At 74.0% G+C, this 24683-nt stretch carries 23 protein-coding genes, 1 pseudogene and 1 riboswitch; of the genes and pseudogenes, 10 read left to right on the forward strand and 14 right to left on the reverse strand.

Annotated elements, in window-relative coordinates; translation table 11 throughout:
- Positions 1–3 precede the first annotated feature (3 nt).
- Positions 4–531 (reverse strand): NUDIX hydrolase, encoded by a 528-nt coding sequence (locus tag ACZ5FU_RS14085; protein WP_451526098.1) that lies wholly within the window; start codon positions 529–531, stop codon positions 4–6.
- Positions 532–628: 97 nt separating this feature from the next.
- Between ACZ5FU_RS14085 and ACZ5FU_RS14090 the strand changes: the two genes are divergently transcribed.
- A complete protein-coding gene (locus tag ACZ5FU_RS14090) occupies positions 629–2275 on the forward strand; it encodes a DNA repair helicase XPB (RefSeq protein WP_451777950.1) in 1647 nt (548 codons plus the stop codon).
- 13 nt (positions 2276–2288) lie between these two features.
- Here the strand turns inward: ACZ5FU_RS14090 and ACZ5FU_RS14095 are convergent, their stop codons facing one another.
- Positions 2289–2681, reverse strand: a complete 393-nt coding sequence (locus tag ACZ5FU_RS14095) for a hypothetical protein (protein ID WP_451526100.1) — start codon at positions 2679–2681, stop codon at positions 2289–2291.
- 112 nt (positions 2682–2793) lie between these two features.
- On the reverse strand, positions 2794–3009 hold the full coding sequence (locus tag ACZ5FU_RS14100) for a hypothetical protein (protein WP_451526101.1): 216 nt from the start codon (positions 3007–3009) through the stop codon (positions 2794–2796).
- 331 nt (positions 3010–3340) lie between these two features.
- On the opposite strand from ACZ5FU_RS14100, the gene ACZ5FU_RS14105 reads away from it, so the two are divergent.
- Complete coding sequence (locus ACZ5FU_RS14105; protein ID WP_468838547.1) at positions 3341–5392, forward strand: HelD family protein; 2052 nt, start codon at positions 3341–3343, stop codon at positions 5390–5392.
- A gap of 524 nt (positions 5393–5916) precedes the next feature.
- Here ACZ5FU_RS14105 and ACZ5FU_RS14110 read toward each other — a convergent pair.
- Entirely contained in the window at positions 5917–6609 is a 693-nt protein-coding gene (locus tag ACZ5FU_RS14110; RefSeq protein ID WP_451526103.1) for a copper homeostasis protein CutC, read from the reverse strand.
- Positions 6610–6733: 124 nt separating this feature from the next.
- Here ACZ5FU_RS14110 and ACZ5FU_RS14115 point away from each other — a divergent pair, with 124 nt between their 5' ends.
- On the forward strand, positions 6734–7402 hold the full coding sequence (locus tag ACZ5FU_RS14115; protein WP_469045374.1) for an HD domain-containing protein: 669 nt from the start codon (positions 6734–6736) through the stop codon (positions 7400–7402).
- Positions 7403–7428: 26 nt separating this feature from the next.
- Complete coding sequence (locus ACZ5FU_RS14120; RefSeq protein WP_469045375.1) at positions 7429–8535, forward strand: GNAT family N-acetyltransferase; 1107 nt, start codon at positions 7429–7431, stop codon at positions 8533–8535.
- A gap of 40 nt (positions 8536–8575) precedes the next feature.
- On the opposite strand, the gene ACZ5FU_RS14125 is transcribed toward ACZ5FU_RS14120, so the two are convergent.
- A complete protein-coding gene (locus ACZ5FU_RS14125; RefSeq protein WP_451526106.1) occupies positions 8576–8845 on the reverse strand; it encodes a DUF4031 domain-containing protein in 270 nt (89 codons plus the stop codon).
- A 7-nt stretch (positions 8846–8852) separates the two neighbouring features.
- A complete protein-coding gene (locus ACZ5FU_RS14130; protein ID WP_451526107.1) occupies positions 8853–9242 on the reverse strand; it encodes a hypothetical protein in 390 nt (129 codons plus the stop codon).
- Positions 9243–9325: 83 nt separating this feature from the next.
- Here ACZ5FU_RS14130 and ACZ5FU_RS14135 point away from each other — a divergent pair.
- The 4 genes and pseudogenes from ACZ5FU_RS14135 to ACZ5FU_RS14150 all read left to right on the forward strand — a co-directional run.
- A pseudogene (locus ACZ5FU_RS14135) lies at positions 9326–9800 on the forward strand (SIS domain-containing protein); the annotation flags it as partial.
- Between the two features lie 51 nt (positions 9801–9851).
- Positions 9852–10787 carry an N-acetylmuramic acid 6-phosphate etherase gene (gene murQ / locus ACZ5FU_RS14140; RefSeq protein ID WP_469045376.1) on the forward strand — a complete coding sequence of 312 codons (936 nt, stop codon included), beginning with the start codon at positions 9852–9854 and terminating at the stop codon, positions 10785–10787.
- Positions 10788–10803: 16 nt separating this feature from the next.
- Positions 10804–12255 (forward strand): PTS transporter subunit EIIC, encoded by a 1452-nt coding sequence (locus tag ACZ5FU_RS14145; protein WP_469045377.1) that lies wholly within the window; start codon positions 10804–10806, stop codon positions 12253–12255.
- A 213-nt stretch (positions 12256–12468) separates the two neighbouring features.
- Positions 12469–13035: a hypothetical protein gene (locus ACZ5FU_RS14150; RefSeq protein WP_451526110.1), complete on the forward strand. Its 567-nt coding sequence runs from the start codon at positions 12469–12471 to the stop codon at positions 13033–13035.
- 39 nt (positions 13036–13074) lie between these two features.
- Here the strand turns inward: ACZ5FU_RS14150 and ACZ5FU_RS14155 are convergent, their stop codons facing one another.
- The 5 genes from ACZ5FU_RS14155 to thrC form a co-directional block, all read right to left on the reverse strand.
- Positions 13075–14199: an NADH:flavin oxidoreductase gene (locus ACZ5FU_RS14155; protein WP_451526111.1), complete on the reverse strand. Its 1125-nt coding sequence runs from the start codon at positions 14197–14199 to the stop codon at positions 13075–13077.
- A 264-nt stretch (positions 14200–14463) separates the two neighbouring features.
- Entirely contained in the window at positions 14464–16086 is a 1623-nt protein-coding gene (gene groL / locus ACZ5FU_RS14160) for a chaperonin GroEL (RefSeq protein WP_451526112.1), read from the reverse strand.
- A gap of 342 nt (positions 16087–16428) precedes the next feature.
- On the reverse strand, positions 16429–16635 hold the full coding sequence (locus ACZ5FU_RS14165; protein ID WP_007493268.1) for a cold-shock protein: 207 nt from the start codon (positions 16633–16635) through the stop codon (positions 16429–16431).
- Between the two features lie 452 nt (positions 16636–17087).
- Complete coding sequence (locus ACZ5FU_RS14170; protein ID WP_451526113.1) at positions 17088–17363, reverse strand: MoaD/ThiS family protein; 276 nt, start codon at positions 17361–17363, stop codon at positions 17088–17090.
- Positions 17360–18643, reverse strand: a complete 1284-nt coding sequence (thrC, locus tag ACZ5FU_RS14175) for a threonine synthase (RefSeq protein WP_451526114.1) — start codon at positions 18641–18643, stop codon at positions 17360–17362. Before thrC ends, ACZ5FU_RS14170 begins: the two co-directional genes overlap by 4 nt.
- 18 nt (positions 18644–18661) lie before the next feature.
- Positions 18662–18832, reverse strand: a riboswitch (SAM riboswitch).
- A 169-nt stretch (positions 18833–19001) separates the two neighbouring features.
- Here thrC and ACZ5FU_RS14180 point away from each other — a divergent pair.
- Together ACZ5FU_RS14180 and ACZ5FU_RS14185 are read left to right on the forward strand one after the other, a co-directional pair.
- The gene (locus ACZ5FU_RS14180; RefSeq protein WP_451526115.1) at positions 19002–19946 is read left to right on the forward strand and encodes a glucosyl-3-phosphoglycerate synthase; all 945 of its coding nucleotides are present in this window, start codon (positions 19002–19004) and stop codon (positions 19944–19946) included.
- Between the two features lie 141 nt (positions 19947–20087).
- On the forward strand, positions 20088–21500 hold the full coding sequence (locus ACZ5FU_RS14185; protein WP_451526116.1) for an alpha,alpha-trehalose-phosphate synthase (UDP-forming): 1413 nt from the start codon (positions 20088–20090) through the stop codon (positions 21498–21500).
- 466 nt (positions 21501–21966) lie between these two features.
- On the opposite strand, the gene otsB is transcribed toward ACZ5FU_RS14185, so the two are convergent.
- The 3 genes from otsB to ACZ5FU_RS14200 form a co-directional block, all read right to left on the reverse strand.
- Complete coding sequence (otsB, locus tag ACZ5FU_RS14190; protein ID WP_451526117.1) at positions 21967–22833, reverse strand: trehalose-phosphatase; 867 nt, start codon at positions 22831–22833, stop codon at positions 21967–21969.
- 187 nt (positions 22834–23020) lie between these two features.
- Entirely contained in the window at positions 23021–23275 is a 255-nt protein-coding gene (locus ACZ5FU_RS14195; protein ID WP_451526118.1) for a DUF3263 domain-containing protein, read from the reverse strand.
- 34 nt (positions 23276–23309) lie between these two features.
- Positions 23310–24533, reverse strand: a complete 1224-nt coding sequence (locus ACZ5FU_RS14200) for an extracellular solute-binding protein (protein WP_451778093.1) — start codon at positions 24531–24533, stop codon at positions 23310–23312.
- Between the last annotated feature and the right edge of the window lie 150 nt (positions 24534–24683).

Below are 24683 nucleotides of genomic sequence, written 5' to 3' on the forward strand. Positions count from 1 at the left end.
CGGTCAGGACGGGCTCGCGGTCCGGTCCGGACGCAAGGCCCCGGCCGGGTGGCGGCGCAGGACCTCGGCGCCGTCGGGGACGAACGTCGGGCGGGCGGCCATGGCCCGCAGCTCGCTCCCCGTCACCCAGGCGTGCCAGGCGATCTCCGCCGGGTCGGGGGTGAGGTCCGCGGTGACGACGGCTTCGTGGACGCCGAGCCAGTACGGGCTGATCGCTCCCCGGCACAGGAACCTGAACAGGGGCCGGACCGGCGCCCGCACGCCGATCTCCTCGGTGAGTTCGTGGGCCGCGGCCCGCTCGTAGGACTCGCCGGGCTCGGCGGCTCCGCCGATCAGCCAGGTGTACGCGCCGGGGAAGCGGGACACGGTCTCCGGCCGCCGGTGCACCAGGAACCGGCCGTGCGCGTCCCGGCAGACGGTCGTGGCGACGCGGTGCGGCCAGTGGCGGGCGACGGCCTCACCGCGGTCCACCACCCCGATCACCCGATCGTGTTCGTCCACCCGTTCGACCCGCTCGCCCGTGGCTGTCATGAAGGCCACTCTCGCTCACCCCCGCGCCGGTAGCGGCCGGTAGGGCACACTGGACGTTTGGCCGCGTGCCACGGCCGTGAGGGAAAGGGTGTCGCGCGTGAACGGTCCACTCATCGTCCAGTCGGACAAGACCCTGCTTCTGGAGGTCGACCACGAGCGGGCCGACGCGTGCCGCCGGGCCATCGCGCCGTTCGCGGAACTGGAGCGGGCGCCCGAGCACATCCACACCTACCGGCTGACCCCGCTGGGCCTGTGGAACGCGCGTGCCGCCGGGCACGACGCCGAGCAGGTGGTGGACGCGCTCGTGGAGTTCAGCCGGTACCCGGTGCCGCACGCGCTGCTGGTGGACATCGCCGAGACGATGGACCGCTACGGACGGCTGACGCTCAGCAAGCACCCCGCCCACGGTCTCGTGCTGACCACCACGGACCGGCCGGTCCTGGAGGAGGTGCTGCGGTCCAAGCGGATCGCTCCCCTGGTCGGGACCCGGATCGACCCGGACACCGTCGCCGTGCACCCCTCCGAGCGCGGGCAGATCAAGCAGACCCTGCTGAAGCTGGGCTGGCCCGCCGAGGACCTGGCGGGGTACGTCGACGGCGAGGCGCACCCGATCGAGCTGGCCGAGGACGGCTGGGCGCTGCGGCCCTACCAGAAGCAGGCCGTGGAGAACTTCTGGCACGGCGGCAGCGGGGTCGTCGTCCTGCCCTGCGGCGCCGGCAAGACGCTGGTGGGGGCGGGGGCGATGGCGCAGGCCAAGTCGACCACGCTGATCCTCGTCACCAACACCGTCTCCGCCCGGCAGTGGAAGCACGAGCTGATCAAGCGGACGTCGCTGACCGAGGAGGAGATCGGCGAGTACAGCGGGACGCGGAAGGAGATCCGCCCCGTGACCATCGCCACCTACCAGGTGCTCACGACCAGGCGGAAGGGCGTCTACCCGCACCTGGAGCTGTTCGACTCCCGTGACTGGGGGCTGGTCGTCTACGACGAGGTGCACCTGCTGCCGGCGCCGGTCTTCAAGTTCACCGCCGACCTGCAGGCGCGGCGGCGGCTGGGCCTGACGGCCACGCTGGTGCGCGAGGACGGCCGCGAGTCGGATGTGTTCTCCCTCATCGGGCCGAAGCGGTTCGACGCTCCGTGGAAGGAGATCGAGGCGCAGGGCTACATCGCGCCCGCGGACTGCGTCGAGGTCCGGGTGAACCTCACGGACTCCGAGCGGCTCGCCTACGCGACCGCCGAGGCCGAGGAGAAGTACCGCTTCTGCGCCACCACCGAGACCAAGAGGAAGGTGACGGAGGCGATCGTGCGGCGGTTCGCCGGGCAGCAGATCCTCGTCATCGGGCAGTACATCGACCAGCTCGACGAGCTGGGGGAGCACCTGGACGCGCCGGTCATCAAGGGCGAGACGTCCAACGCCCAGCGCGAGAAGCTGTTCGAGTCGTTCCGGCAGGGCGAGATCGGCGTGCTGGTGGTGTCGAAGGTCGCGAACTTCTCGATCGACCTGCCCGAGGCGACGGTCGCCATCCAGGTGTCGGGCACCTTCGGCTCGCGCCAGGAGGAGGCCCAGCGGCTGGGACGGGTGCTGCGGCCGAAGGCGGACGGCCACCAGGCGCACTTCTACTCGGTCGTCGCCCGCGACACGCTCGACCAGGACTTCGCCGCCCACCGGCAGCGCTTCCTCGCCGAGCAGGGCTACGCCTACCGGATCATGGACGCGGACGAGCTGCTGGCGGAGGAGGCCTGACCGGAGCGGGGGCTCACGGCGCGGGCAGGGTGAGCACCAGGAACAGCACGGTCAGGGCCGGCAGCAGCGACGCGGCGGCCACGCAGGCGCGCAGGGCCGACCAGCGGCGCTTCCAGGGCAGGGCCCAGGCGGTGACGAAGGCGGCCAGGGTGACCGGGCCGCCGAACTCGAGGATGCCGTAGATCAGGCTCAGGGACGTGTTCAGCGCCGACGAGCAGTCGTCGGGACCGCAGCTGTCGGTGGCCATCGCCGAGATGCCGCCGAGGAACAGGGCCGCCGGCCCCAGGAAGAGCAGCAGAACGGTCGCGACGAGGGGCGCCACCCAGGCATGCCGGTCCTGGTCGGCGGGGACCGGCGCGAAGTGCGCGTGCGGTCCCGGGTACGGCGTGTGGTGCGGTGTCGTCATACCCCGAGTGAACCGCCGGGCGGCGCGGGCGGGCATCGGCGCGGGTACTCAGGCGGGAGTCCGCGCGTACTCAGTCACGCGTGCCCGGCCGCACGTGCCCGGCCGCGCGCGCTCAGCCGCGCGGCGGGACCGGCAGGAGGTGCCTGCGGCGGACGCCGGCCTCCTCGCCGTACTCGCCGAGGACGACCACGTCGAAGGCCGCGCCCGCGAAGACGCGTATCGCGTGCAGGGCGTCGCCCAGGCGGTGGTGGTGCGGGGTGCCGGTGACGGAGGTCGCGCCGGACGGGCGGCGCGAGGCGGGGGCCGGGGTGAAGGTCGCTGCGCTCATGCCTCCATGGTGCGATCCCGGACATAAGGACGGCATCGGCCCGGGGATCCACTTCGGGTGGACTTCCCGTCCACCCTCGGGCGGAGCGGTCCCTCCGGGAAGAGCCGGGAAGAGGGGGCCCCGTCCCCTAGGGGACGGGGGTAAGGGCCGGTGAGGACAGGGGCGGCGCGCGGGCAGGGCGGGGGCCGGGCGAAAACCCGTTGGCCACGCGGGGCCCGAGGTCCTAGAATCTCCGCTCTTGCCCGCCTCCCTCGCCGGAGCGCCGCCGTCCGGACGGAAACCGGACGGCCCCCGCCGCAGCATCCCCCTCAGCAGGCCCGGAGGCACCCCCTTGTCCACGCCCGTGTCCGCCGCCGACCCGCTCCTCCGCGAGCGCTCCCACCTCGCCGCCTCCCGTGCCGCGCTGCGCGCCATGCGCGAGGACGTCCAGTCCCTCGACATCGGCGACGTCACCGCCAACTGGGTCAACGCGCAGATCCTGGAGCGCCAGATCGCGGACCGCGTCAAGGCGCTCGCCGACCTCAGCGACACCCCGCTGTTCTTCGGCCGGCTGGACTACCTCCGGGCCCCCGGCGCGGAGCGTGCCGAGGGCGCGGAGGGGGAGCGCTTCTACATCGGGCGCCGGCACGTCCACGACCACGACGGCGACCCGATGGTCATCGACTGGCGCGCGCCGGTCTCGCAGCCGTTCTACCGGGCCTCCCGGAAGGACCCGATGGACGTCGGCCTGCGGCGCCGCTTCGGCTACACCGGCGGCGACCTCACCGCCTACGAGGACGAGCACCTCTCGGACCCGGCCGAGGAGTCGGGCACCAGCAAGCTGCTCCAGCGGGAGATCGAGCGGCCGCGCGTCGGCCCGATGCGGGACATCGTCGCCACCATCCAGCCCGAGCAGGACGAGATCGTCCGCAGCGGGCTGGGCGGGTCGGTGTGCGTGCAGGGCGGCCCCGGCACCGGGAAGACGGCCGTCGGCCTGCACCGGGTGGCGTACCTGCTGTACGCGCACCGCGAGCGGCTGGCCCGCACCGGCACGCTGGTCATCGGGCCGAACCGGTCCTTCCTCAGCTACATCGAGCAGGTGCTCCCCGCCCTGGGCGAGCTGACGGTCCGGCAGGCGACCGTCGACGACCTCGTCGCGCACGTCGAGGTGCGGGGCGCCGACGAGGCTCCGGCGGCGGTCGTCAAGGGCGACGCGAGGATGGCCGAGGTGCTGCGGCGGGCGCTGTACTCCCACGTCACGCTGCCGGCCGAGCCGGTCGTCGTCGTCCGCGGATCGCGCCGCTGGCGGGTCCCGGCGTACGAACTGGAGCAGATCGTCCGCGAGTTGCTCGACCGTGACATCCGCTACGGCGCCGCCCGCGACGCGCTCCCGCAGCGCGTCGCGCACGCCGTGCTGGTGCAGATGGAGCGGGCCGGGGAGGCGCCCGACGACCGGGTGCAGGACGCCGTGGCCCGCAACAGCGCCGTCAAGGCCGCCGTGAAGGCCGTCTGGCCGCCCGTCGACCCGGCGAAGCTGGTGCTGCGGCTGCTCACGGACGCGGAGTTCCTCGCGGAGCACGCGGCGGGGATCCTCACCGAGGACGAGCAGAGGACGGTCCTGTGGGCGAAGCCGGTGCGGTCGGTGAAGTCGGCCCGGTGGTCCGCCGCGGACGCGGTGCTGATCGACGAGGCCGGCGACCTCGTCGAGCGCACGCCCTCCCTGGGCCACGTCGTCCTCGACGAGGCCCAGGACCTGTCCCCCATGCAGTACCGCGCGGTCGGCCGCCGCTGCACCACCGGCAGCGCGACCGTCCTGGGCGACCTGGCGCAGGGCACCACGCCCTGGGCGACCCGCAGCTGGGAGGAGGCCCTCGCGCACCTGGGCAAGGCCGACGCGGTGGTCGAGGAGCTGACGGCCGGTTTCCGCGTCCCGACGGACGTCATCACCTACGCCTCCCGGCTGCTGCCCCACATCGCGCCGGGCCTGACGCCGGTCGCCTCCGTCCGGGAGAACCCCGGCTTCTTCGAGATCCGCGCGGTGTCGGACGGCGGGGACGTCGTCGCCGCCTGCGAGGAGCTGCTCCGCAACGAGGGGTCGACGGGCCTCATCGCCGCCGACGCCCGCGTGCCCGTGCTGGCGGAGGCCCTCGGGGCGGCGGGCATCCCCTTCCTGGCCCCGGGCGAGGAGACCACCCGGGAGACCCGCCTGACCCTGGTCCCGGCCTCCCTCGCCAAGGGCCTGGAGTACGACCACGTCGTCCTGGACGAGCCGAGCGCGGTGGTGGACGCCGAGCCGGACGAACGGACCGGACTGCGGCGCCTGTACGTGGCGCTGACCCGGGCCGTCTCGGGGCTGGTGGTCACCCACACCACCGGCCTGCCGCCCCAGCTGGCCGACCGGTAGCGGCCGGCCCGACCGGGAGCGGCCGGCCCGACCGGGAGCCGGCCGCCGCCCGGCAGCACGGGGCCGCCCCGCACGCCCGGCGGGCACGGGGCCGCCCCGCACGTCTGGAGGCACGGGGCAGCCCGGCACGCGCCGGGCCCCACCCGCCCGAAGGGGGCACGGCCCGTCCCGCCCCGCACGCGCCGAGACCCACCCGGCACGCACCTGGCCCCACCCGGCTCACCGGCGTCCGAACCGCCGGCCCACGCCGGCCCACGCCGGGTCGGGCCGCCCACGGCGACGGGCGGAGGCACCTCGCCACCGACCGCACCGGTCCGCGCGGGCCGCCGATGTGCGACTCACCGACGTGCGACTCACCGACGTGCGGCCCGCGGCACACGAGCCGCCCGCCGCGTCACGGGAGGGGCGGGCGCGAGGAAGCCCCCGCTCGGACGAAGCCGAGAGCAGGGGGCGACCCCACGGCACCGGGCACCGCCTCCCGCGCCCCGCCGCACCGCACTCCCGCCCCGCCCCCGGCGGAACCCTCACCCCTCGTCCAGCACCCGCCGCCACTCCCCCACGGCCTCCGCCGACACCGGCCCCCGCCAGCCGTCCGGCCGGGCCGCCCCGCCGATGTGGAAGGCGTCGAGCCCCGCCGCCCGCAGCGCCGGCACGTGATCGAGCCGCAGTCCTCCGCCCACCAGGACCTCCTGCTCGTACCCCTGCTCCCCGCCCCGGCCCGCCTCGGCGACCAGCACGGGCAACCCGTCGTCGACGCCCGCGGCCGACCCGGCCGTGAGGTAGGTGTCCAGGCCGGGCAGGCCCTCGCACTGCTTGCGCAGGGCGTCCCGGTCGGCCGTGTGGTCGATCGCGCGGTGGAACGTCCACGGGCAGCCGTCCAGTTCCGCCACCACCCGCTCGACGGCCGTCAGGTCCACCCCGCCCTCCGCGTCGAGGAAGCCGAGCACGAACTGGTCCGCCCCGGCCGCCCGCAGCTCCCCGGCGGCCCGGACGAGCCGTCCGACGTCCCCGGCGGCGAACCCGTCGGTCAGGCGCAGCATCACGCGCAGGTCGATGTCGACGGCGGCCCGGATCGCGGCGAAGACCGCGACCGGCGGGGTGAGCCCGTCGGCGGCCATGTCGGTGACCAGTTCGAGGCGGTCGGCGCCTCCGGCCCGGGCGGCGACCGCGTCCCGCGCGTCGAGGGCGATCACCTCCAGGACTGCACGCTTGCTCATGGGACCCCATTCGTCGACGGCTCTACAGGTCTAGTCCAATTCAAGCGTACGCCCGCGTGCCGCCGGGTTCACCCCCGCCGGGCTCACCCCCGCGCCGGCGGCCGGGCCGGGCGAGAATGACCGCATGGCCGACGACCCCGAACTCCGCGACGCCGCCCTCGACGCCCTGCGCGCCCGCTTCGCCCGCGCCCTCGAAGCGGCCCGCGCCCCCGCCACCGGCCCCGACCCCCTCCCCTACGCCGACGACCTCCTGCGCCGCTGGCGGGAGCCGCAGCGCCGCTACCACACGCTCACCCACCTCACCGCGGTCCTCGACCGGATCGACACGCTGCGGGAGTACGCCGGCGACCCGGACGTCGTCCGCCTGGCCGCCTGGTTCCACGACGCCGTCTACCTCCCCGACCGCTCCGAGAACGAGGACCGCTCCGCCCGCCTCGCCGAACGCGCCCTCCCCGAGGCCGGACTGACGCCGGCGAAGACCGCCGAGGTGGCCCGCCTGGTCCGGCTCACCGTCACCCACGACCCGGCCGACGACGACCGCGACGGCCGGGTGCTGTGCGACGCCGACCTCGCGGTCCTCGCCGCGCCGCCGTCGGCGTACGCCGCCTACACGGCCGAGATCCGCGCGGAGTACCACTTCGTCCCCGACGCTGCCTTCCGCGAGGGCCGGGCCGCCGTGCTGCGCCACCTCCTCGGCCTGCCACGGCTGTTCCGCACGCCGTACGGGGCGCGGGAGTGGGAGGCTACCGCCCGGTACAACCTGCGCGCGGAGCTCGAGATGCTGTCGATCTGAGCCCCGGCCCGCCTACGCTGCCCGTCATGCGCGCATGGGGCGGGGATCAGGTGACGGAAGCCGTGGCGGGCTGCACGGAGCTGCTGCGGACGGCGGTGGACCGGGACTGGAGCGGCGTGCGGGCCGGCCGGCTGGAGTGGTCCTGCCGGCGGACGGCGGAACACGTGGCGAGCGATCTCCTCGCCTACGCGGGCCAACTGGCGGGCCGGGCGCGGAGCGCCTACGTCCCCTTCGAGATCGCCTTCGACGAGGGCACCGACCAGGCGGGCGTCCTGGACGTCGTCGAGACCACCGGCGCCCTGCTCGCCGCCGCCGTCCGCACCACCCCGCCCCGGGTCCGCGCCTTCCACCCGTACCCCTTCCGCAGCGCGGACCGCGAGGGCTTCGCCGCGATGGGCGTCGCCGAGGTCCTCCTGCACACCCACGACATCGCCGAGGGCCTGGGCCTGGCCCACGAGCCGCCCGCCGGACTGTGCGAGGACGTCCTGACCCGGATCTTCCCGCACGTGCGGCCGGGCCCCGAGCCCTGGCCGACCCTGCTGTGGGCCACCGGCCGCGGCGAACTGCCCGGCCGCGCCCCGGTCACCGGCTGGCGCTGGAGCAACAACCTGGTCCTGCCCGCCGGACGCCTCACCCTCGAAGGCGTCACCCCGGCGGCCGCCGCCGACCTGGTCGCGGGCGGCGACGGCGGTTTCGTCTGGCTCGGCGACACTCCCTACGAGGGCACCCGGGAGGTCGCCGCCGCCCTGCTGAAGGCGTACGACGCCGGGGTGCACCGACCCGAGTTCGGGGTGTTCGTCCTCGTCCGGCGGGAGGACGGCCGGGCCGTCGGCAGCCTGAGCTTCCACGGGACGCCCGACGAGGAGGGCCGCGCCGAGATCGGCTACGACCTCGTGGCACCCGCCCGCGGCCGGGGGCACGCCACCGAGGCGGTCGACGCCCTCGCCCGGTGGGCGCTCGCGCGCGACGACGTACACCTGATGTACGCGGCGGTGGAGGAGGCGAACACCCCCTCGCAGGCCGTGCTGAACCGCGCCGGCTTCGTCCGGGCCGACGTGGCGCGGGAGTCCCTCCTGGAGGACGACGCGCTACGGCTGTACACGCGCCGCGCGCCACGCCCCGCCGCCCCCTGAGAGCCCGCCGCCACGCCCGTCGGCGCCCCGGGGGCCACCGCTACGCCCGGCGCCGCCCCTTGGGCCGTCGCAGTCCCGACTCCGTCAGCAGCCGCACCACTTCGCGGCTGCTGACCCGCACCGCGCCGGCCGCGACCACGTCGGCGTACCGGTGCGAGGGGATGTCGTAGTGGTCGCGTTCGAACGCCCGCCGGGGCACGCCCAACCCGTCGGCGAACGCGTGCAGTTCGTCGAAGGACACGTCACTGACGAGGTGGGACCACATCCGCCCGTGGCCGGGCCAGTCCGGCGGGTCGACGTAGATCGTCACGCGCGCCTCACGAAGCCCGGCCGGACGCCGACCCCAGCGCCCCGACCGCCGCGACCTTCACGCCCGCCCGGTGGCACACCCAGTGCGGATCGGGGCCGAGTTCGGGCTCGACCTCCAGGGCGTGCGGGTCGCCCGAGCCGCACACCGGGCAGATCGGCCAGCGGCCGTGGCGCTCCAGCAGGGCGTCCTGCACGTCCTGCGCCACCAGCCCGGTCACGAAGGCCACGCCGTCCGGCCACTGCTCGACCCACCAGCGCCGCTGCGTCACGGACTCCTCCACCAGGGACACCACGTCCGCCGCGGCCACCTCGCCCGAGGCCAGGTCGGCGAGGACGAGGGCGCGCGCGGCGTGCAACGCCTGCTCCAGTGGGGTGACACGGGGAGGGGAGGGATCCATGCACCCATTGTGCGCACTCTTGACCACGAGACCGAGCCGGAAATATTTTCCACGGGTGTCCCAGGCCGTGACGGAGGTCCTCGGCGGCGGTGGCCGCCGCCCGCGGGACGGACGTGCACGGCGTCGGCGCGTCCGGGCTCGTCGCCCGGGACCTCGTGCGGAAGCCGCCGCGGACCGGGCCCACGGCCCACGCCCACGGCGACCCGCGTCGCGCGTCCCGCGTCTCGCGGCGCGGTCGCGGGCGGGGGACGTCGTCGTCGCCCTCGCGCACTCCGGCCCGACGCGGGACGTCGTCGAACCGCTGCGGGTCGTCTTCGAGCAGGGCGCCACGGTCGTCGCCGTCACCGGACGGCCGGGGCCGTCGCCCGGTACGCGGACCAGGTGCTGAGGACGTCGACGGCCCGGGAGAGCGAGCCGCGGCCCGCGGCGATGTCGTCCAGGACCGGTCGGCCGCCGGTGGTGGACCGCCCGTCCGTGGGGGTGGCGCGGCACATGCACGACACGGCGGCACCGGCGCCGGCCGCGTCGTACGAGGCCCCGGCCCACTGGCACCGGTAGACCGGAGGAGACACGTCGACCGACCCGCGCCGGAGAGAAAGAGCCGCTGCCATGACTTCCGCCCCCCGCCCCGAAGACCTGCGCACCCAGCTCGGATCGCTCACCACCGAGGCCTTCCGGCCCGAACTCGCCGAGATCGACCGGCTGCCCACCCTCGACATCGCCCGGCTCATGAACGGCGAGGACGCCCGGGTGGCCGCCGCCGTGGCCGCGCGGCTGCCCGAGATCGCCGCCGCCGTCGACGCGATCGCCGCGCGGATGGAGCGCGGCGGGCGGCTGGTGTACGCCGGGGCGGGGACGGCCGGGCGGCTCGGCGTGCTGGACGCGTCCGAGTGCCCGCCGACCTTCGGCACGGCCCCGGACCGGGTCGTCGGGGTCATCGCGGGCGGGCCGCGGGCGGTGACGACGTCCGTCGAGGGCGCCGAGGACTCGCGGGAGTCGGCGCGGGCGGATCTGGCCGGCCTCGCGCTGACCGCCGAGGACACGGTGGTCGGGATCTCCGCCTCGGGGCGCACCCCGTACGCGCTCGGCGCGGTGGAGTACGCGCGTTCGGCCGGCGCGCTGACCGTCGGGCTGGCCTGCAACCGGGGCAGCGCGCTGGCCGCGGCCGCCGAACACGGCATCGAGGTGGTCGTCGGGCCCGAACTGCTCACCGGGTCGACCCGGCTGAAGGCGGGCACCGCGCAGAAGCTGGTGCTGAACATGCTGTCGACGATCACGATGATCCGGCTGGGCAAGACGTACGGGAACCTGATGGTCGACGTGCGGGCCTCGAACGAGAAGCTGCGGGCCCGCTCGCGGCGGATCGTCGCGCTGGCGACGGGCGCGGACGACGCGGAGGTCGAGCGGGCCCTCGACGCCACCGGCGGCGAGGTGAAGAACGCGGTCCTCGTGCTGCTCGCCGGGGTCGACGGGCCCTCGGCCACCCGCCTTCTGGAGGAGTCCGGCGGTCATCTGCGTGCCGCGCTCGCCGCCGCGCGCCCCTGACCCGCACGCTCAGCAGGTGCCTACCGATGACCGTGCCACCGCCGCCGCGCTCCTGCCCCTGGTCGGCGGCCCCGCGAACGTGACCTCCGTCGCCCACTGCATGACCCGGCTGCGGCTGGGCCTCGCCGATCCGTCACGGGCGGACGAGGAGGCGCTGCGGGCGGTGCCCGGGGTGCTGGGGCTCGTCGTGGACGGCGGCGCGTACCAGGTGGTGCTCGGACCGGGGGTCGTCGTACGGGTGACGGCGGCCTTCGAGGAGCTGGTCGACGCCGAGCCGACGGTGGCGCCGGAACCGGCGGCACCGGGTGCGGAGCCGAAGGGCGGGCGGCGACGGCGCGACGCCACACCCGGCAGGGCCGCCCTGCGCCGCCTCGCCGCCGTCTTCGTGCCGCTCGTCCCCGCCCTGATCGGCTGCGGCGTCCTGGCCGGCGTCAACGGGCTGCTGCTCAACAGCGGCCGGCTGCCGTGGCTGACGCCCGCGCTGGCCGCCGTGGCGTCCGCCTTCATGGCGCTGATCGCGGTCTTCGTCGGCGTCAACACGGCGAAGGAGTTCGGCGGCACACCCGTGCTGGGCGGGGCGGTGGCGGCGATCGTGGTGTATCCGGGCGTCGCGAAGGTCACGGCGTTCGGGGTGCCGCTCGCCCCCGGGCAGGGCGGGGTCCTCGGCGCGCTGGCGGCGGCGCTGCTGGCGACGCGCGTGGAGAGGTGGTGCCGGGGCCGTACCCCGGCGGCCCTGGACGTGCTGGTGACCCCGACCCTGACCGTCCTCGTCGCGGGCCTGGCCACGCTGTACGGCCTGATGTGGGCGGCCGGCGCGGCCTCGGCCGCCATCGGCACGGCCGCGGACTGGCTGCTGACGACGACGGGCGTGTTCGCCGGCCTGGTCCTGGGCGGGCTGTTCCTGCCGCTGGTGATGCTGGGCCTGCACCAGGCCCTCATCCCGATCCACACCACGCTCATCGAACAGCAGGGCCACACCGTGCTGTTGCCCGTCCTGGCGATGGCGGGCGCGGGCCAGGTGGGCGCGGCCCTCGCGGTCTACGTCCGGCTGCGCCACGACACCCCGTTGCGCACGACGATCAGATCGGCCCTCCCCGCCGGCCTGCTGGGCGTCGGCGAACCCCTCGTCTACGGCGTCTCGCTCCCGCTGGGCCGCCCCTTCCTCACGGCCTGCGTGGGCGGGGCGGCCGGCGGGGCCTTCGTCGGCTTCTTCGCGATGCTCGGCGACCGGGTCGGCGCGACCGCGATCGGCCCGTCCGGCTGGGCCCTCTTCCCCCTGCTCGCCGGGAACCGGGGCTGGGGCACCCTCCTCGGCGTCTACGCGGGCGGGCTGCTGACGGGCTATGCGGTCGGCTTCGCCGCCACCTGCCTCTTCGGCGTCACCGACCGCGTCCTGGCCGCCGCCGGTTCCGGACGCCCCGCCGACGACCCGCCCGGTGACCGGTCGCCCTCGCGATCCGGCCGGTGAACCCGCCCGGGCCCGGCCCGGAACACCCCGGGCGCGCCCCGGCTCGCCGCCGGGGTGTGCGACGGTTGGAGTCACCGGTGCCGCACGACCGCGCGCCCGGGCCGCGGAGAAGCCCGCGGCGGGACCGCGCACCGGGGCGGCGCGCCGCACGACGGCACACCGCGGGAGAGCGCACCGCGGGACAGCACGCCGCAGGAAACGGAGACGCCCGTCATGAACCACGCCCAGCTCACCCACCTGGGCCGCGCCCTGCGGCTGCTCGGTGAGCACGGGGACGCCCTGACCGCCGACACCCCCGACGCCAAGCTGCACGAGGTCAAGGCGGATCTGCGGCGCGCCCTGGAGCTCCTGGAGGAGGGCGTGACCTCGGCCGCGCCCAGCACGCGGTGCGCCGAGCACCCGAACGGACCCGTGGACAAGGCCGCCCCCGACCTGTGCCTGCTGTGCGAGACCCGGCGGCGGGCGGCCCGGCGCGCCGAGTTCAACGGCCCCGCCCCGCAGACCCCGCACCCCACCGCCCCGTCCCGCTACGGCACCCGCGGCGACCGCCCCCAGCCCCAGCAGCGCTGGCTGCCGGAGCTGTGGAACGGCCAGGAGTGGCAGCTGTGCGGCACCCCCCGGCGCGACCGCCGCGAGGCCGAGCTGTACCTCGCCGCCCTGCGCCGGGGCTCCCGCCCCGCCATGGCCTACCGCCTGGTGCACGAGTTCACCGACTACGAGGTGCTGCGCGTCTGGGGGGTCCCGGTGAAGGTCGACATCGAGCCCCTGGGCAACCTGTAGGCCGGCCGCATCCCGGCGCCCGGCCCGCCCCGGCCGGCGTCAGCTCAGGGTCTTGAGCGACGCCGCGTCGTAGGGCTTCAGCTCGTCCAGGCGGCCGGCCAGGACCTTGGCGGCCCACTCCGGGTCCTGGAGCAGCGCGCGGCCGACGGCCACCATGTCGAACTCGTCGCGCTCCAGCCGTTCGAGCAGGTCGTCGAAGTTCTTGACGGCGGAGCCCTCGCCCTGGAAGGCCTTGAGGAACTCGCCGTCGAGACCGACCGATCCGACGGTGATGGTGGGCCGGCCGGTCAGCTTCTTGGTCCAGCCCGCGAGGTTGAGGTCGGAGCCGTCGAACTCGGGGACCCAGTAGCGGCGCGTGGAGGCGTGGAAGGCGTCGACGCCGGCCGCGGCGATCGGGGTGAGGATGGCCTCCAGCTCCTCCGGGGTCTCGGCGAGGCGCGCGTCGTAGGCGTCCTGCTTCCACTGCGAGTAGCGGAAGACGACCGGGAACTCCGGCGACACGGTCTGGCGCACGGCGGCGACGATCTCGGCCGCGAACCGGGTGCGGGAGACCGGGTCGCCGCCGTAGGCGTCGGTGCGGCGGTTGGTGCCCGCCCACAGGAACTGGTCGACCAGGTAGCCGTGGGCGCCGTGGATCTCCACGCCGTCGAAGCCGATGCGCTCCGCGGCCGCCGCGGCCTCGGCGAAGGCGCCGATGACGTCGTCCAGGTCGCGCCGGGTCATCACCTTGCCGGTGCCCTCGGTGCCGTCCGTGCGCACGCCGGAGGGGCCGACGGCGGGGGCGTCCGCGACGGGCGGCTGGCCCTGCTCGCGCACCATGCCGATGTGCCACAGCTGCGGCATGATCGTCCCACCGCCCGCGTGCACGGCCTCGGCGACCTTCGCCCAGCCCGCCAGCTGCTCCTCCCCGTGGAACCGCGGCACCCGGTCGCTCTGCCCGGCCGAGTCGTGGCCCACGTACGTGCCCTCGGTGACGACGAGTCCGACACCGGCGGCGGCCCGGCGGCCGTAGTACGACGCCACGTCCTCGCCGGGGATGCCGCCGGGCGAGAACATGCGGGTCATGGGGGCCATGGCGATGCGGTTCGGGACGGTCAGGCCGTTGAGGGAGACGGGGCGCGCGAGGATCTCGGCGGCGCGGGCGGCGGCGGGGGTGGCGGTCACGGCAGGGGACTCCTCGGAGAGGTCACGGCGGACGTCGAGCGGCGGACATTCCGGACGGTATGTGCACGTGCAAGCACCGTCCTTCCCTCTCAACGGCGCCGCCGCCCCCGCCATTCCGCCCGCTCCCCCGCCGCCCCTGTGATCCGGACCACGCCGACGGGACCGCTCCGCCCCGCGGAGCCGGCGTCCGAAACGCCCGAGGGCGGCACCCCCCGCCTCGGTGGGGAGTGCCGCCCTCGGTGGAAACCCGAGCCCGGATCAGGCTCAGAAGTCCATGTCACCGCCCGGCATGCCGCCGCCGGCCGGGGCCGCGGCCTTCTCCGGCTTGTCGGCGATGACGGCCTCGGTGGTGAGGAACAGCGCGGCGATCGACGCGGCGTTCTGCAGCGCGGAGCGCGTCACCTTCGCCGGGTCGATGATGCCCTCGGCGATCATGTCGACGTACTCACCGGACGCGGCGTTCAGGCCGTGACCGACGGGCAGGTTGCGCACCTTCTCGACGATGACGCCACCCTCGAGACCACCGTTGACGGCGATCTGCTTGAGCGGGGCCTCCAGGGCGAGCTTCACGGCGTTGGCGCCGGTCGCCTCGTCACCCTCGAGGTCGAGCTTCTCGAAGACCGAGGTGGCCTGCAGCAGGGCCACGCCACCACCGGCGACGATGCCCTCCTCGACGGCCGCCTTCGCGTTGCGGACGGCGTCCTCGATGCGGTGCTTGCGCTCCTTGAGCTCCACCTCGGTGGCGGCGCCGGCCTTGATGACGGCCACGCCGCCGGCCAGCTTCGCCAGACGCTCCTGGAGCTTCTCGCGGTCGTAGTCCGAGTCGCTGTTCTCGATCTCGGCGCGGATCTGGTTGACCCGGCCCGCGACCTGCTCCGAGGAGCCGGACCCGTCGACGATGGTGGTCTCGTCCTTGGTGATGACGACCTTGCGGGCCTTGCCCAGGAGGTCCAGGGAGGTGTTCTCGAGCTTGAGACCGACCTCCTCGGAGATGACCTCGCCACCGGTGAGGATGGCGATGTCGTTCAGCATCGCCTTGCGGCGGTCGCCGAAGCCCGGGGCCTTGACCGCGACGGACTTGAAGGTGCCGCGGATCTTGTTGACGACCAGGGTCGACAGGGCCTCGCCCTCGACGTCCTCGGCGATGATCAGCAGCGGCTTGCCCGACTGCATGACCTTCTCCAGGAGCGGGAGCAGGTCCTTGACGTTGGAGATCTTGGAGTTCGCGATCAGGATGTACGGGTCGTCGAGGACGGCCTCCATACGCTCCATGTCGGTCGCGAAGTACGCCGAGATGTAGCCCTTGTCGAAGCGCATGCCCTCGGTGAGCTCGAGCTCGAGACCGAAGGTCTGCGACTCCTCGACGGTGATGACGCCTTCCTTGCCGACCTTGTCCATGGCCTCGGCGATCAGCTCGCCGATCTGGGTGTCGGCGGCGGAGATGGAGGCCGTGGAGGCGATCTGCTCCTTGGTCTCGACATCCTTCGCCTGCTCCAGCAGGGCACCGGAGACGGCCTCGACGGCCTTCTCGATACCGCGCTTGAGGGCCATCGGGTTGGCGCCGGCGGCCACGTTGCGCAGACCCTCGCGCACCAGGGCCTGGGCCAGGACGGTCGCGGTGGTCGTGCCGTCACCGGCGACGTCGTCCGTCTTCTTCGCGACTTCCTTGACCAGCTCGGCGCCGATCTTCTCGTACGGGTCCTCGAGCTCGATCTCCTTGGCGATGGAGACACCATCGTTGGTGATCGTGGGGGCGCCCCACTTCTTCTCGAGGACGACGTTGCGGCCCTTGGGGCCGAGCGTCACCTTGACGGCGTCCGCGAGCTGGTTCATGCCGCGCTCGAGGCCGCGCCGCGCCTCCTCGTCGAACGCGATGATCTTGGCCATGTGAAGTGGTCCCTCCAGGACTGGGGGTGATTCCTTCGGACCGCGCCCGCGCCCGCGACGGACGGCTCGCCGGCCCCGTGGTTCCTTGCCCCACCTGGCCTGCGGGCCTCACCGACCCGGTCCTTCGTTGTCACTCTCACCTTCAGAGTGCTAACGCAATGATTAGCACTCGCCTGTGCCGAGTGCAAGCGCCTCACCGGGATACGCAGGTGAACGGGGGGTGGCGGCGGACGCCGGCGGGCGCTCGCGCCCGGTCGCGGACACGACGAAGGGCTCACACCCGGGAGGTGCGAGCCCTTCGTCGGTGGAACGGAAGAACGTCGCTGCAAGTCGGCGCGTGCTTCAGCCGGTCGCGAGCCGGACCATGTCCGCCTGCGGCCCCTTCTGACCCTGCGAGATCTCGAAATCGACCCGCTGGCCCTCTTCCAGGGTGCGGTATCCGTCCATCTGGATCGCGCTGTAGTGGACGAAAACATCCGCACCACCGTCGACCGCGATGAAGCCGTACCCCTTCTCCGCGTTGAACCACTTGACGGTGCCCTGAGCCATGCCTAACTCCCCTATTACTGGCCCTTGCACAGATCCGCGCTTCGCGGATCCGGGTCAGACCTCACCCCCCAGTTGGTTGGGGGCGTGCGCCGGAACGCGTCGACCGCGGCCGAATGTATCTGTCCAACTGCCCTCTGCAACAGGTCAATCGGGCGAGAATTCTGGACGCGGAGAGTCCGCGGAAGAGTGAGAGTTCGCCCGGATCCAGGGCAAGTCGGGCCCCACAAAGGGAATCAAAGGCGCAAAACACATGCACACTTTGGCTACTTCTCATCGCCCGCCCCGGCGGAACTCATATGCGGCCGGCATGCGAGGGGCGGCGCGTTCCCCAACTCTACCGCGCTCAACCACACTGAATTGCCCCCTCCGCTTCTCTCGCGGAGGGGGCAATTCGATGAACTCTCGGTCATTGACATTACCGACGGTTACTACCGGCGGGTACGGAACACCGCTCAGCCGCCGGCCACGGCCGGGATGATGGAGACGCCGGCGCCGTCCGGGGTCGCCGTGTCCAGCCCCTGCTCGAAGCGCACGTCGTCGTCGTCGACGTAGACGTTGACGAACCGGCGCAGCTTGCCCTGGTCGTCCAGGACGCGGGCGGCGATGCCGGTGTGGTTCTTCTCCAGGTCGGTGATGACCTCGCCGAGGGTCGCGCCCTCGGCCGGGACCTCGGCCTTGCCACCGGTGTAGGTGCGCAGGATGGTCGGGATGCGGACGGTCACGCTCATGCGAGGCCAGCCTCTCGGAAGGAGTCCAGGGTGGGACGGATCGTGGCGGTGAGGCCGGTGCCGGCCACCGCGTCGAGGGTCTTGAGGCCGTCCCCCGTGTTGAGGACGACGGTGGTCTTCGTCGGGTCCAGCAGACCGTTCCCGATCAGCTTCCTCGTCACGCCGACCGTCACACCGCCGGCGGTCTCCGCGAAGATGCCCTCGGTCCGCGCCAGCAGCTTGATCGCGTCGACCACCTGCTCGTCGTCCACGTCCTCCACGGCGCCGCCGGTGCGGCGCGCGATGTCCAGGACGTAGGGACCGTCCGCCGGGTTGCCGATGGCGAGGGACTTGGCGATGGTGTTCGGCTTCTGCGGGCGCACCACGTCGTGGCCGGCCTTGTAGGCGGCGGAGACGGGGGAGCAGCCCTCGGCCTGCGCGCCGAAGATCTTGTACGGCTTGTCCTCGACGAGGCCGAGCCCGATCAGCTCCTGGAGCCCCTTGTCGATCTTCGTGAGCTGCGAGCCGGAGGCGATCGGCACGACGAGCTGGTCGGGGAGCCGCCAGCCGAGCTGCTCGCAGATCTCGTACGCCAGCGTCTTGGAGCCCTCGGCGTAGTACGGCCGCAGGTTGACGTTGACGAAGCCCCAGCCCTCGCCGGCCGGGTCGCCGATCAGCTCGGAGCAGAAGCGGTTCACGTCGTCGTAGTTGCCCTCGATGCCGACGAGTTCGCCGCCGTAGATCGCGGCCATGACGACCTTGCCCTGCTCCAGGTCGTGCGGGATGAACACGCAGGAGCGGAAACCGGCGCGGGCGGCGGCGGCGCCGACGGCGCCGGCCAGGTTGCCCGTGGAGGAGCAGGACAGGGTGGTGAAGCCGAAGGCGCGGGCGGCCTCGATGGCCTGGGCGACGACACGGTCCTTGAAGGAGTGCGTCGGGTTGCCGGAGTCGTCCTTGACGAACAGCTTGCCGGGGTCGACGCCCAGCTCGCGGGCCAGGTTGTCGGCCTGGACGAGCTTGGTCCAGCCGGGGTTGATGTTGGGCTTGTCCGCCACGTCGGCCGGGACGGGCAGCAGCGGCGCGTAGCGCCAGATGTTCGCGGGGCCCGCCTCGATGCGCTTGCGGAGCTCCTCGGTCCCGTAGGACGAGAAGTCGTACGCGATCTCGAGCGGGCCGAAACACTCCTCGCAGGCGAAGACCGGGCCGAGGGGCACGCGGTGTCCGCACTCGCGGCAGGAGAGCGCCGCGGCGGGACCGAGGTCGACGGAGTTCGTGGTGCTTGCAACTGTCTGCGCAGCCATGTGAGGCGAGGCCCTTTCTCCTCATCTTCCTCACGACGCATCTCGCCGTGAGACGGATTTGGCACCTTCCCTAGCCGGGAGCCTCGCCACATCGGTGTGACGCGTGGGCGGTCACACCTGGCGGCGCGCGCGGCTGGAGGGTTGCCGGGGCTTCATCGGGCCGTATCCCTCTGCCCCTCTGGATGAGCGGTATGAAGTTGTGAACAGCGGCCACCTCGGACATGCGATGGTCATCCGCGTTGTTCAAGACTGTAACCGAAGGCCAGGACAGTTGAGACAGACGTCCGAACCGCGAGATGGATCACATGGTCACCTCCCGTGCACCGCGTGTGATCACGACAGTGAGGAGCCGCAGACCGTGCTGAAGGAAGCCGAGACCTGGCTGGCCACCCGCTCCTGGTCCGTGACCGACCGCCCGCTGCACCGCGTCCTGGCCGCGAAGCGCGCCTCGGGCCAGTCGGTGTCCGTCGTCCTGCCCGCCCTGAACGAGGAGGAGACGGTCGGCGACATCGTCGCGGTCGTCCGCCACGACCTGATGCAGCAGGTCCCCCTCGTCGACGAGATCGTCGTCGTCGACTCGGGCTCCACCGACCGCACGTCGCAGGTCGCCGCGGCGGCCGGGGCGCGCGTCGTCCACCGGGACGAGATCCTGCCCCGGATACCGGCCGTGCCCGGCAAGGGCGAGGTGCTGTGGCGGTCGCTGCTCGTGACGAGCGGGGACATCGTCTGCTTCGTCGACGCCGACCTCAGGGAGTTCTCCTCCGACTTCGTCTCGGGGATCGTGGGCCCGCTGCTCACCGACCCCGGCGTGGACCTGGTCAAGGCGATGTACGACCGCCCGCTGGGCGGCGCCGCGGGCCAGGGCGGCCGGGTCACCGAACTGATGGCCCGCCCCCTGCTCAACATGCACTGGCCGCAGCTGGCCGGCTTCGTGCAGCCGCTCGGCGGCGAGTACGCGGCCCGCCGCGGCCTGCTGGAACGACTCCCCTTCCCCGTCGGCTACGGCGTGGAGCTGGGCATGCTCGTCGACGCCCTGCACCTGGTCGGTCTGGACGCCCTCGCCCAGGTCGACGTCGGCGTCCGCAAGCACCGCCACCAGGACGGACAGGCGCTCGGCCGGATGGCGGCGGCGATCTACCGCACCGCGCAGCTCCGGCTGGCCCGCGGGCACCTGATCCGCCCCGCCCTCACCCAGTTCGAGCGGGGCGCGGACGGCTTCGAGCCGCGCACCCACTCCGTGGACACCGAGGAACGGCCGCCGATGGCGGAGATCGCCGAGTACGCGGAGCGCAGGGTCGCCTAGCCGGTGGCGGGCCGGGCCGGGCGCGGGCGGCCGGGCGCGGGCGCGGCACCCGGTCCGGTGGCCGTATACGGCCGGACATGACCCGGTCACGGACCGCATCCGTACGTTTGAGCGTTTACGGACCGGGCTAGGTTGTGGCGTATGGCTTCCACGCGTGCTGCTGTTGCTGAGGGTGCTCAGGTGCTGGTCGCGTCCAACCGCGGCCCGGTCTCCTACCAGGTGCGCGAGGACGGTTCGCTGCACGCCAGAAGGGGCGGCGGCGGACTGGTCTCGGGCCTGTCGGCGATCGGGCCGGACGCGGGCGCCCTGTGGGTGTGCTCGGCGCTCTCCGACGACGACCGCGAAGCGGTGCGGCGCGGGGTCGGTGAGGACGGCGTCCGAATGCTCGACATCCCGGCCGACGTGCACGCCGACGCGTACAACGGCATCGCCAACTCCGTCCTGTGGTTCATCCACCACCTGCTGTACCAGACCCCGCTGGAGCCCGTCTTCGACGCGGAGTTCCGGCGCCGGTGGGCGTCGTACGAGACGTACAACCGGGCCTTCGCGGAGGCGCTCGCCGAGGAGGCCGGGGAGGGCGCGGCGGTCCTGGTGCAGGACTACCACCTCTGTCTGGTCCCCGGCATGCTCCGCGAGCTGCGGCCCGACCTGCGCATCGGCCACTTCTCGCACACGCCGTGGGCGCCGGTGGACTACTTCGCGCTGCTCCCCTCCGACATCCGCGAGCGGCTGCTGCGCGGCATGCTCGGCGCGGACCGCCTGGGCTTCCTGACCCGGCGCTGGGCGGACGCCTTCACCGCGTGCTGCGCGGAGTTCACGGGCGGACCGGGCGGCACCGAGATCGGGGTGCACGGCCTGGGCGCCGACGCCGACTTCCTGCGCGCCCGCTCCCACGAGAGCGACGTCGAGGAGCGCATGGCCGTCCTCCGCGAGGAGATCGGCGAGGGCCGCAGGGCCATCGTGCGCGTCGACCGCACCGAGCTGTCGAAGAACATCGTGCGCGGTCTGCTGGCCTACCGGCAGCTCCTCGACGACCGCCCCGAGTGGCGCGAGCGCGTCGTCCACGTGGCGTTCGCCTACCCCTCCCGCCAGGACCTCGCCGTCTACCGCGACTACACGGCCGAGGTGCAGCGGTTGGCGCGGGAGATCAACGAGCGGTACGGCACACCCGGCTGGACCCCGGTCGTCCTGCACGTGAAGGACGACTTCGCCCGCTCCCTGGCCGCGTACCGCCTCGCCGACGTGGCCCTGGTCAACCCCATCCGCGACGGCATGAACCTGGTCGCCAAGGAGGTCCCGGTCGTCTCCGACGAGGGCTGCGCCCTGGTGCTGTCCCGGGAGGCGGGGGCGTACGGGGAGCTGGGCGAGGACGCGATCGTGGTGAACCCCTACGACGTCCTGGAGACCGCCGGCGCCCTGCACGAGGCGCTGACCATGGCGCCGGAGGAGCGGGCGGAGCGCACCAAGAGGCTGGCGGCGGCCGCGACCGCGCTGCCCCCGGCCCGCTGGTTCCTGGAGCAGCTCCAGGCCCTCCAGGCCCTCCCCCGCGACTGACCGGGAACCACCCGCGGCGCCCCCTGCGGGCCCCGGTCCGCCGGCCGGGGCACGCACCCGCGCGCCCGGCCCTTCACGACGGCCCGGACCGCCCGCGAAACCCCGCTCCCCCCGGCCCGGCCACCCGCCGGGGGCACGCGCACGCCCCGGTGCTCCACCGCGGCCGGGCCCGCCCACCGGCCGCCCCCGCCGGCCCGGCACCCGGCAGTACTCGGTGAGCGCGCCGGGACCCCGGCGGAAAACCTCGCGCACGCCCGTGACCGGCCCGCCCCGGTCGGCCACCGGCGGACCCGCGCACGCCCCCGGTGCTCCACCGCTGCCGGGCCGTCGGCGTCCTCGCCGGCCCGCCCACCCCGCGGCACGTGGAGACGTCCCCGGCCCCGTCACCGCGACCCGCCGAAGGACGCCGCGGCGGCCCCGCTCCCCGGCCCGCGCATCGGGGGCACGCGCGCGTGCCCCCGGTGGTTCACCGCAGCCGGGCCGCGAGCGACCGCAGCAGTTCCACCACTCCGGCGGGGCCCTCGACGACCAGGTCCGCGCGCTCGGAGAGTTCGGTCACCTCGGAGCTGCCGCTGGCCACGAGCAGGCCGGGGACGCCGTCGGAGCGGAGCTTGTCGACGGCGGCGAAGGCGGGCAGGTCGCCGAGGTCGTCGCCGGCGTAGAGAACCGCCCCGGCACCGGTCTCGCGGACGTGCTCCGTCAGCGCCACGCCCTTGTCCACGCCCGGCGGGCGCAGCTCCAGCACCATCCGGCCCGGTTCGACGACGAGTCCGTGCCGGGCGGCGAGGTCGGCGAGCGGGCGGCGCAGCACCTCGAACGCGGCCTGCGGGTCCTGTGCGCGCCGCGTGTGCACGGCGACGGCCCGCCCCTTCTCCTCGACCCAGGTCCCCCGCCACGCCCCGGCCGCCTCCAGCACGGCGGGCAGCTCGGCCCGCACGGCCGCGACCCCGGGGTGCGGGGCGGGCGCGGTGACGGTCCCGGTGCGGGCGTCCCACCGCTCGGCCCCGTAGTGCCCGAGCACGGTCAGCCGCTCCAGCCCCGGCGCCCCGGCGAACCCGCCGTGGCGCACGGCCACCTCGGCGGGCCGTCCGGTGACCACGGCGACCGAGGCCACCTTCGGCGCCAGCTCCGCGAGCGCGGGGAGCGCGTCCGGATGCGGCCGCGCGTCCTCGGGGTTCTCGACGATCGGCGCGAGCGTCCCGTCGAAGTCGAGCGCGACGAGCGCGGTGCGCGGCGCGGCCAGGATCGCGGCGAGCGCCTCGCGGCCGTGGGGGGTGACGGGGGTGGGGAGAAGGGGGTGGGAGTCCGTGGAGTGCGTCTCTTGGGTGCCCATACAGTGACGATAACCGGAGCGGCACGTCCTTCCCGGTGCCGGGCGGGGCGGCCCGGCCCGCCCGGGGCCGCCCCCGCCGGGGAGTCCGAGGACGGGGCCCTTCGGGGCCGGAGCGGGGGTCCGGGAGCGGCGGCGCCCGGTGCCGGGGCCCTCCGGCCACCCGGGCGGAACCCCCGCCCGCGCGTCCTCACCGCTCCGCCCGGCGGGCCTCCCGCACCCGGCGGAGCCGGTTCACCGTCACCGGGTCGTGCGCCAGCGCCCGTGCGTCGTCCAGCAGCGCGTTGAGCAGCTGGTAGTACCGCACGGGCGACAGGTCCAGCTCCTCGCGGATCGCCCGTTCCTTCGCGCCGGAGGCGGGGAACCCGCGCCGCTCCAGGGCGAGGATGTCCCGCTCCCGCGCCCCGAGCCCCTCGTGTCCGTCCTCGTCCGCTGCCCGCTCCATGCCCGCACGGTAACCCAGCCGGGCGGGACGCGGCTCAGCCGCCGGTGCGGCTCTCCTCGGTGGTGGCCGTCGTCTGGAGCCGGCCGAGGACCCCGGCCGGGCTGCCGCCGGGCTGGACGGCCTGGCCGATCCGCTTCTTCACGTCCGCGCTGACCGCCGCCCAGGAGGTGCGCCCCACCGGGTACAGCTCGGACACCGGGAGCTGGTCGAGGAAGGGCTTGAGGTCGGCGTCGCGGGAGGCGGACGTCATGGTCTGGGAGGCGGAGTTGGTGACGGGCAGCAGGTCGTACTCGCGGGAGAAGGCGAGGACGTTCTTCTCGCTGTAGACGAAGTTCAGGAAGTCCTTGATCTGCTCGGCGTGGCCGTTCTGCCGGAAGGCCGTCATCCAGTCGGCGACGCCCATGGAGACCTTGGTCGGTCCGTCGAGGCCGGGCATCGGGACCATGCCGACCTTCACGCCCTTCTGCGCGGCCGCCTTCATCAGCGAGGGGTGCCCGTTGAGCATGCCGACCCGGCCGGCGGCGAACGCGGCGAACGCGTCCGCCCGGTTGAGCTTGCCCGGCGCGACGGGCCCGGTGAGGTCCTTGCCGACCAGTTCGTTCTTCAGCCAGGTGAACGTGTGGACGTTCTCGGTGGAGTCGAGGCTGTAGCCGGTGGCGGTCTCGGTGTAGCCGCCCCCGCCGCTGAGGAGCCACTGCATGGTCTCGGCCTGCGCCTCCTCGGGGCCCAGCGGCAGGGCGTACGGGTACGTCACGCCGTCCGCCTTCAGCGCCTGCGCGTCCTTCGCCAGCTCGGCCCAGGTGGTCGGCGCGGTGATGCCGGCCTCGGCGAAGAGGGCCTTGTTGTAGAACAGCAGCCGCGTGGAGGAGGCGAAGGGCATGCCGTACTGCACGCCGCGCACCTCGCCCGCGTCGGCGAGCTGGGGCACGAAGTCGGCCTGGACGGGGATGGAGAGGACGTCGCCCGCCGGGTAGAGGAGGTCCGCGTCGGCGTAGTCGGCGTAGGCGCCGATCTGTGCCATGTCGGGGGCCTCACCGGCGTCGACCAGCTTCTTGACCTCGCGGTCGACGTCGTTCCAGGAGTGGACGGTGACCTTGACGGTGACGTCGGGGTGGTCCTTCTCGTAGGCCTCGACCAGCGCGTCCCAGTACTTCGTGGAGCTGTTGGCGGCGCTGTCGCCGTAGTCGGCGGCGACGAGGGTGAGGGTGACGTCGCCGGACTCGCCGGTGACCCCGCAGCCGCCGAGGGCCGCCGTCATGCTCAGGGCGGACGCCACCGCGATCGCCCCCGACTTCGCTGCCCGCCACTGCACTGTGCTCTCCCGTTTCCCTGGGCGGCCGGGCCCCACGTGCACACAGGACGTCCACATGATTGCTCCGACCAATGAAACCGATATCCGGAACAAGGT

It is taken from the genome of Streptomyces sp. NPDC031554 (assembly GCF_055580685.1).

Excerpts from the sequence above, each read along its gene's own strand:
- ACZ5FU_RS14085 (WP_451526098.1), bottom strand. The coding sequence starts at position 531 with ATGACAGCCACGGGCGAGCGGGTCGAACGGGTGGACGAACACGATCGG.
- ACZ5FU_RS14095 (WP_451526100.1), bottom strand. The coding sequence starts at position 2,681 with ATGACGACACCGCACCACACGCCGTACCCGGGACCGCACGCGCACTTC.
- ACZ5FU_RS14100 (WP_451526101.1), bottom strand. The coding sequence starts at position 3,009 with ATGAGCGCAGCGACCTTCACCCCGGCCCCCGCCTCGCGCCGCCCGTCC.
- ACZ5FU_RS14110 (WP_451526103.1), bottom strand. The coding sequence starts at position 6,609 with ATGAGCAAGCGTGCAGTCCTGGAGGTGATCGCCCTCGACGCGCGGGAC.
- ACZ5FU_RS14115 (WP_469045374.1), top strand. The coding sequence starts at position 6,734 with ATGGCCGACGACCCCGAACTCCGCGACGCCGCCCTCGACGCCCTGCGC.
- ACZ5FU_RS14120 (WP_469045375.1), top strand. The coding sequence starts at position 7,429 with ATGCGCGCATGGGGCGGGGATCAGGTGACGGAAGCCGTGGCGGGCTGC.
- ACZ5FU_RS14130 (WP_451526107.1), bottom strand. The coding sequence starts at position 9,242 with ATGGATCCCTCCCCTCCCCGTGTCACCCCACTGGAGCAGGCGTTGCAC.
- murQ (WP_469045376.1), top strand. The coding sequence starts at position 9,852 with ATGACTTCCGCCCCCCGCCCCGAAGACCTGCGCACCCAGCTCGGATCG.
- ACZ5FU_RS14150 (WP_451526110.1), top strand. The coding sequence starts at position 12,469 with ATGAACCACGCCCAGCTCACCCACCTGGGCCGCGCCCTGCGGCTGCTC.
- groL (WP_451526112.1), bottom strand. The coding sequence starts at position 16,086 with ATGGCCAAGATCATCGCGTTCGACGAGGAGGCGCGGCGCGGCCTCGAG.
- ACZ5FU_RS14165 (WP_007493268.1), bottom strand. The coding sequence starts at position 16,635 with ATGGCTCAGGGCACCGTCAAGTGGTTCAACGCGGAGAAGGGGTACGGC.
- ACZ5FU_RS14170 (WP_451526113.1), bottom strand. The coding sequence starts at position 17,363 with ATGAGCGTGACCGTCCGCATCCCGACCATCCTGCGCACCTACACCGGT.
- thrC (WP_451526114.1), bottom strand. The coding sequence starts at position 18,643 with ATGGCTGCGCAGACAGTTGCAAGCACCACGAACTCCGTCGACCTCGGT.
- ACZ5FU_RS14185 (WP_451526116.1), top strand. The coding sequence starts at position 20,088 with ATGGCTTCCACGCGTGCTGCTGTTGCTGAGGGTGCTCAGGTGCTGGTC.
- otsB (WP_451526117.1), bottom strand. The coding sequence starts at position 22,833 with ATGGGCACCCAAGAGACGCACTCCACGGACTCCCACCCCCTTCTCCCC.
- ACZ5FU_RS14195 (WP_451526118.1), bottom strand. The coding sequence starts at position 23,275 with ATGGAGCGGGCAGCGGACGAGGACGGACACGAGGGGCTCGGGGCGCGG.
- ACZ5FU_RS14200 (WP_451778093.1), bottom strand. The coding sequence starts at position 24,533 with ATGACGGCGGCCCTCGGCGGCTGCGGGGTCACCGGCGAGTCCGGCGAC.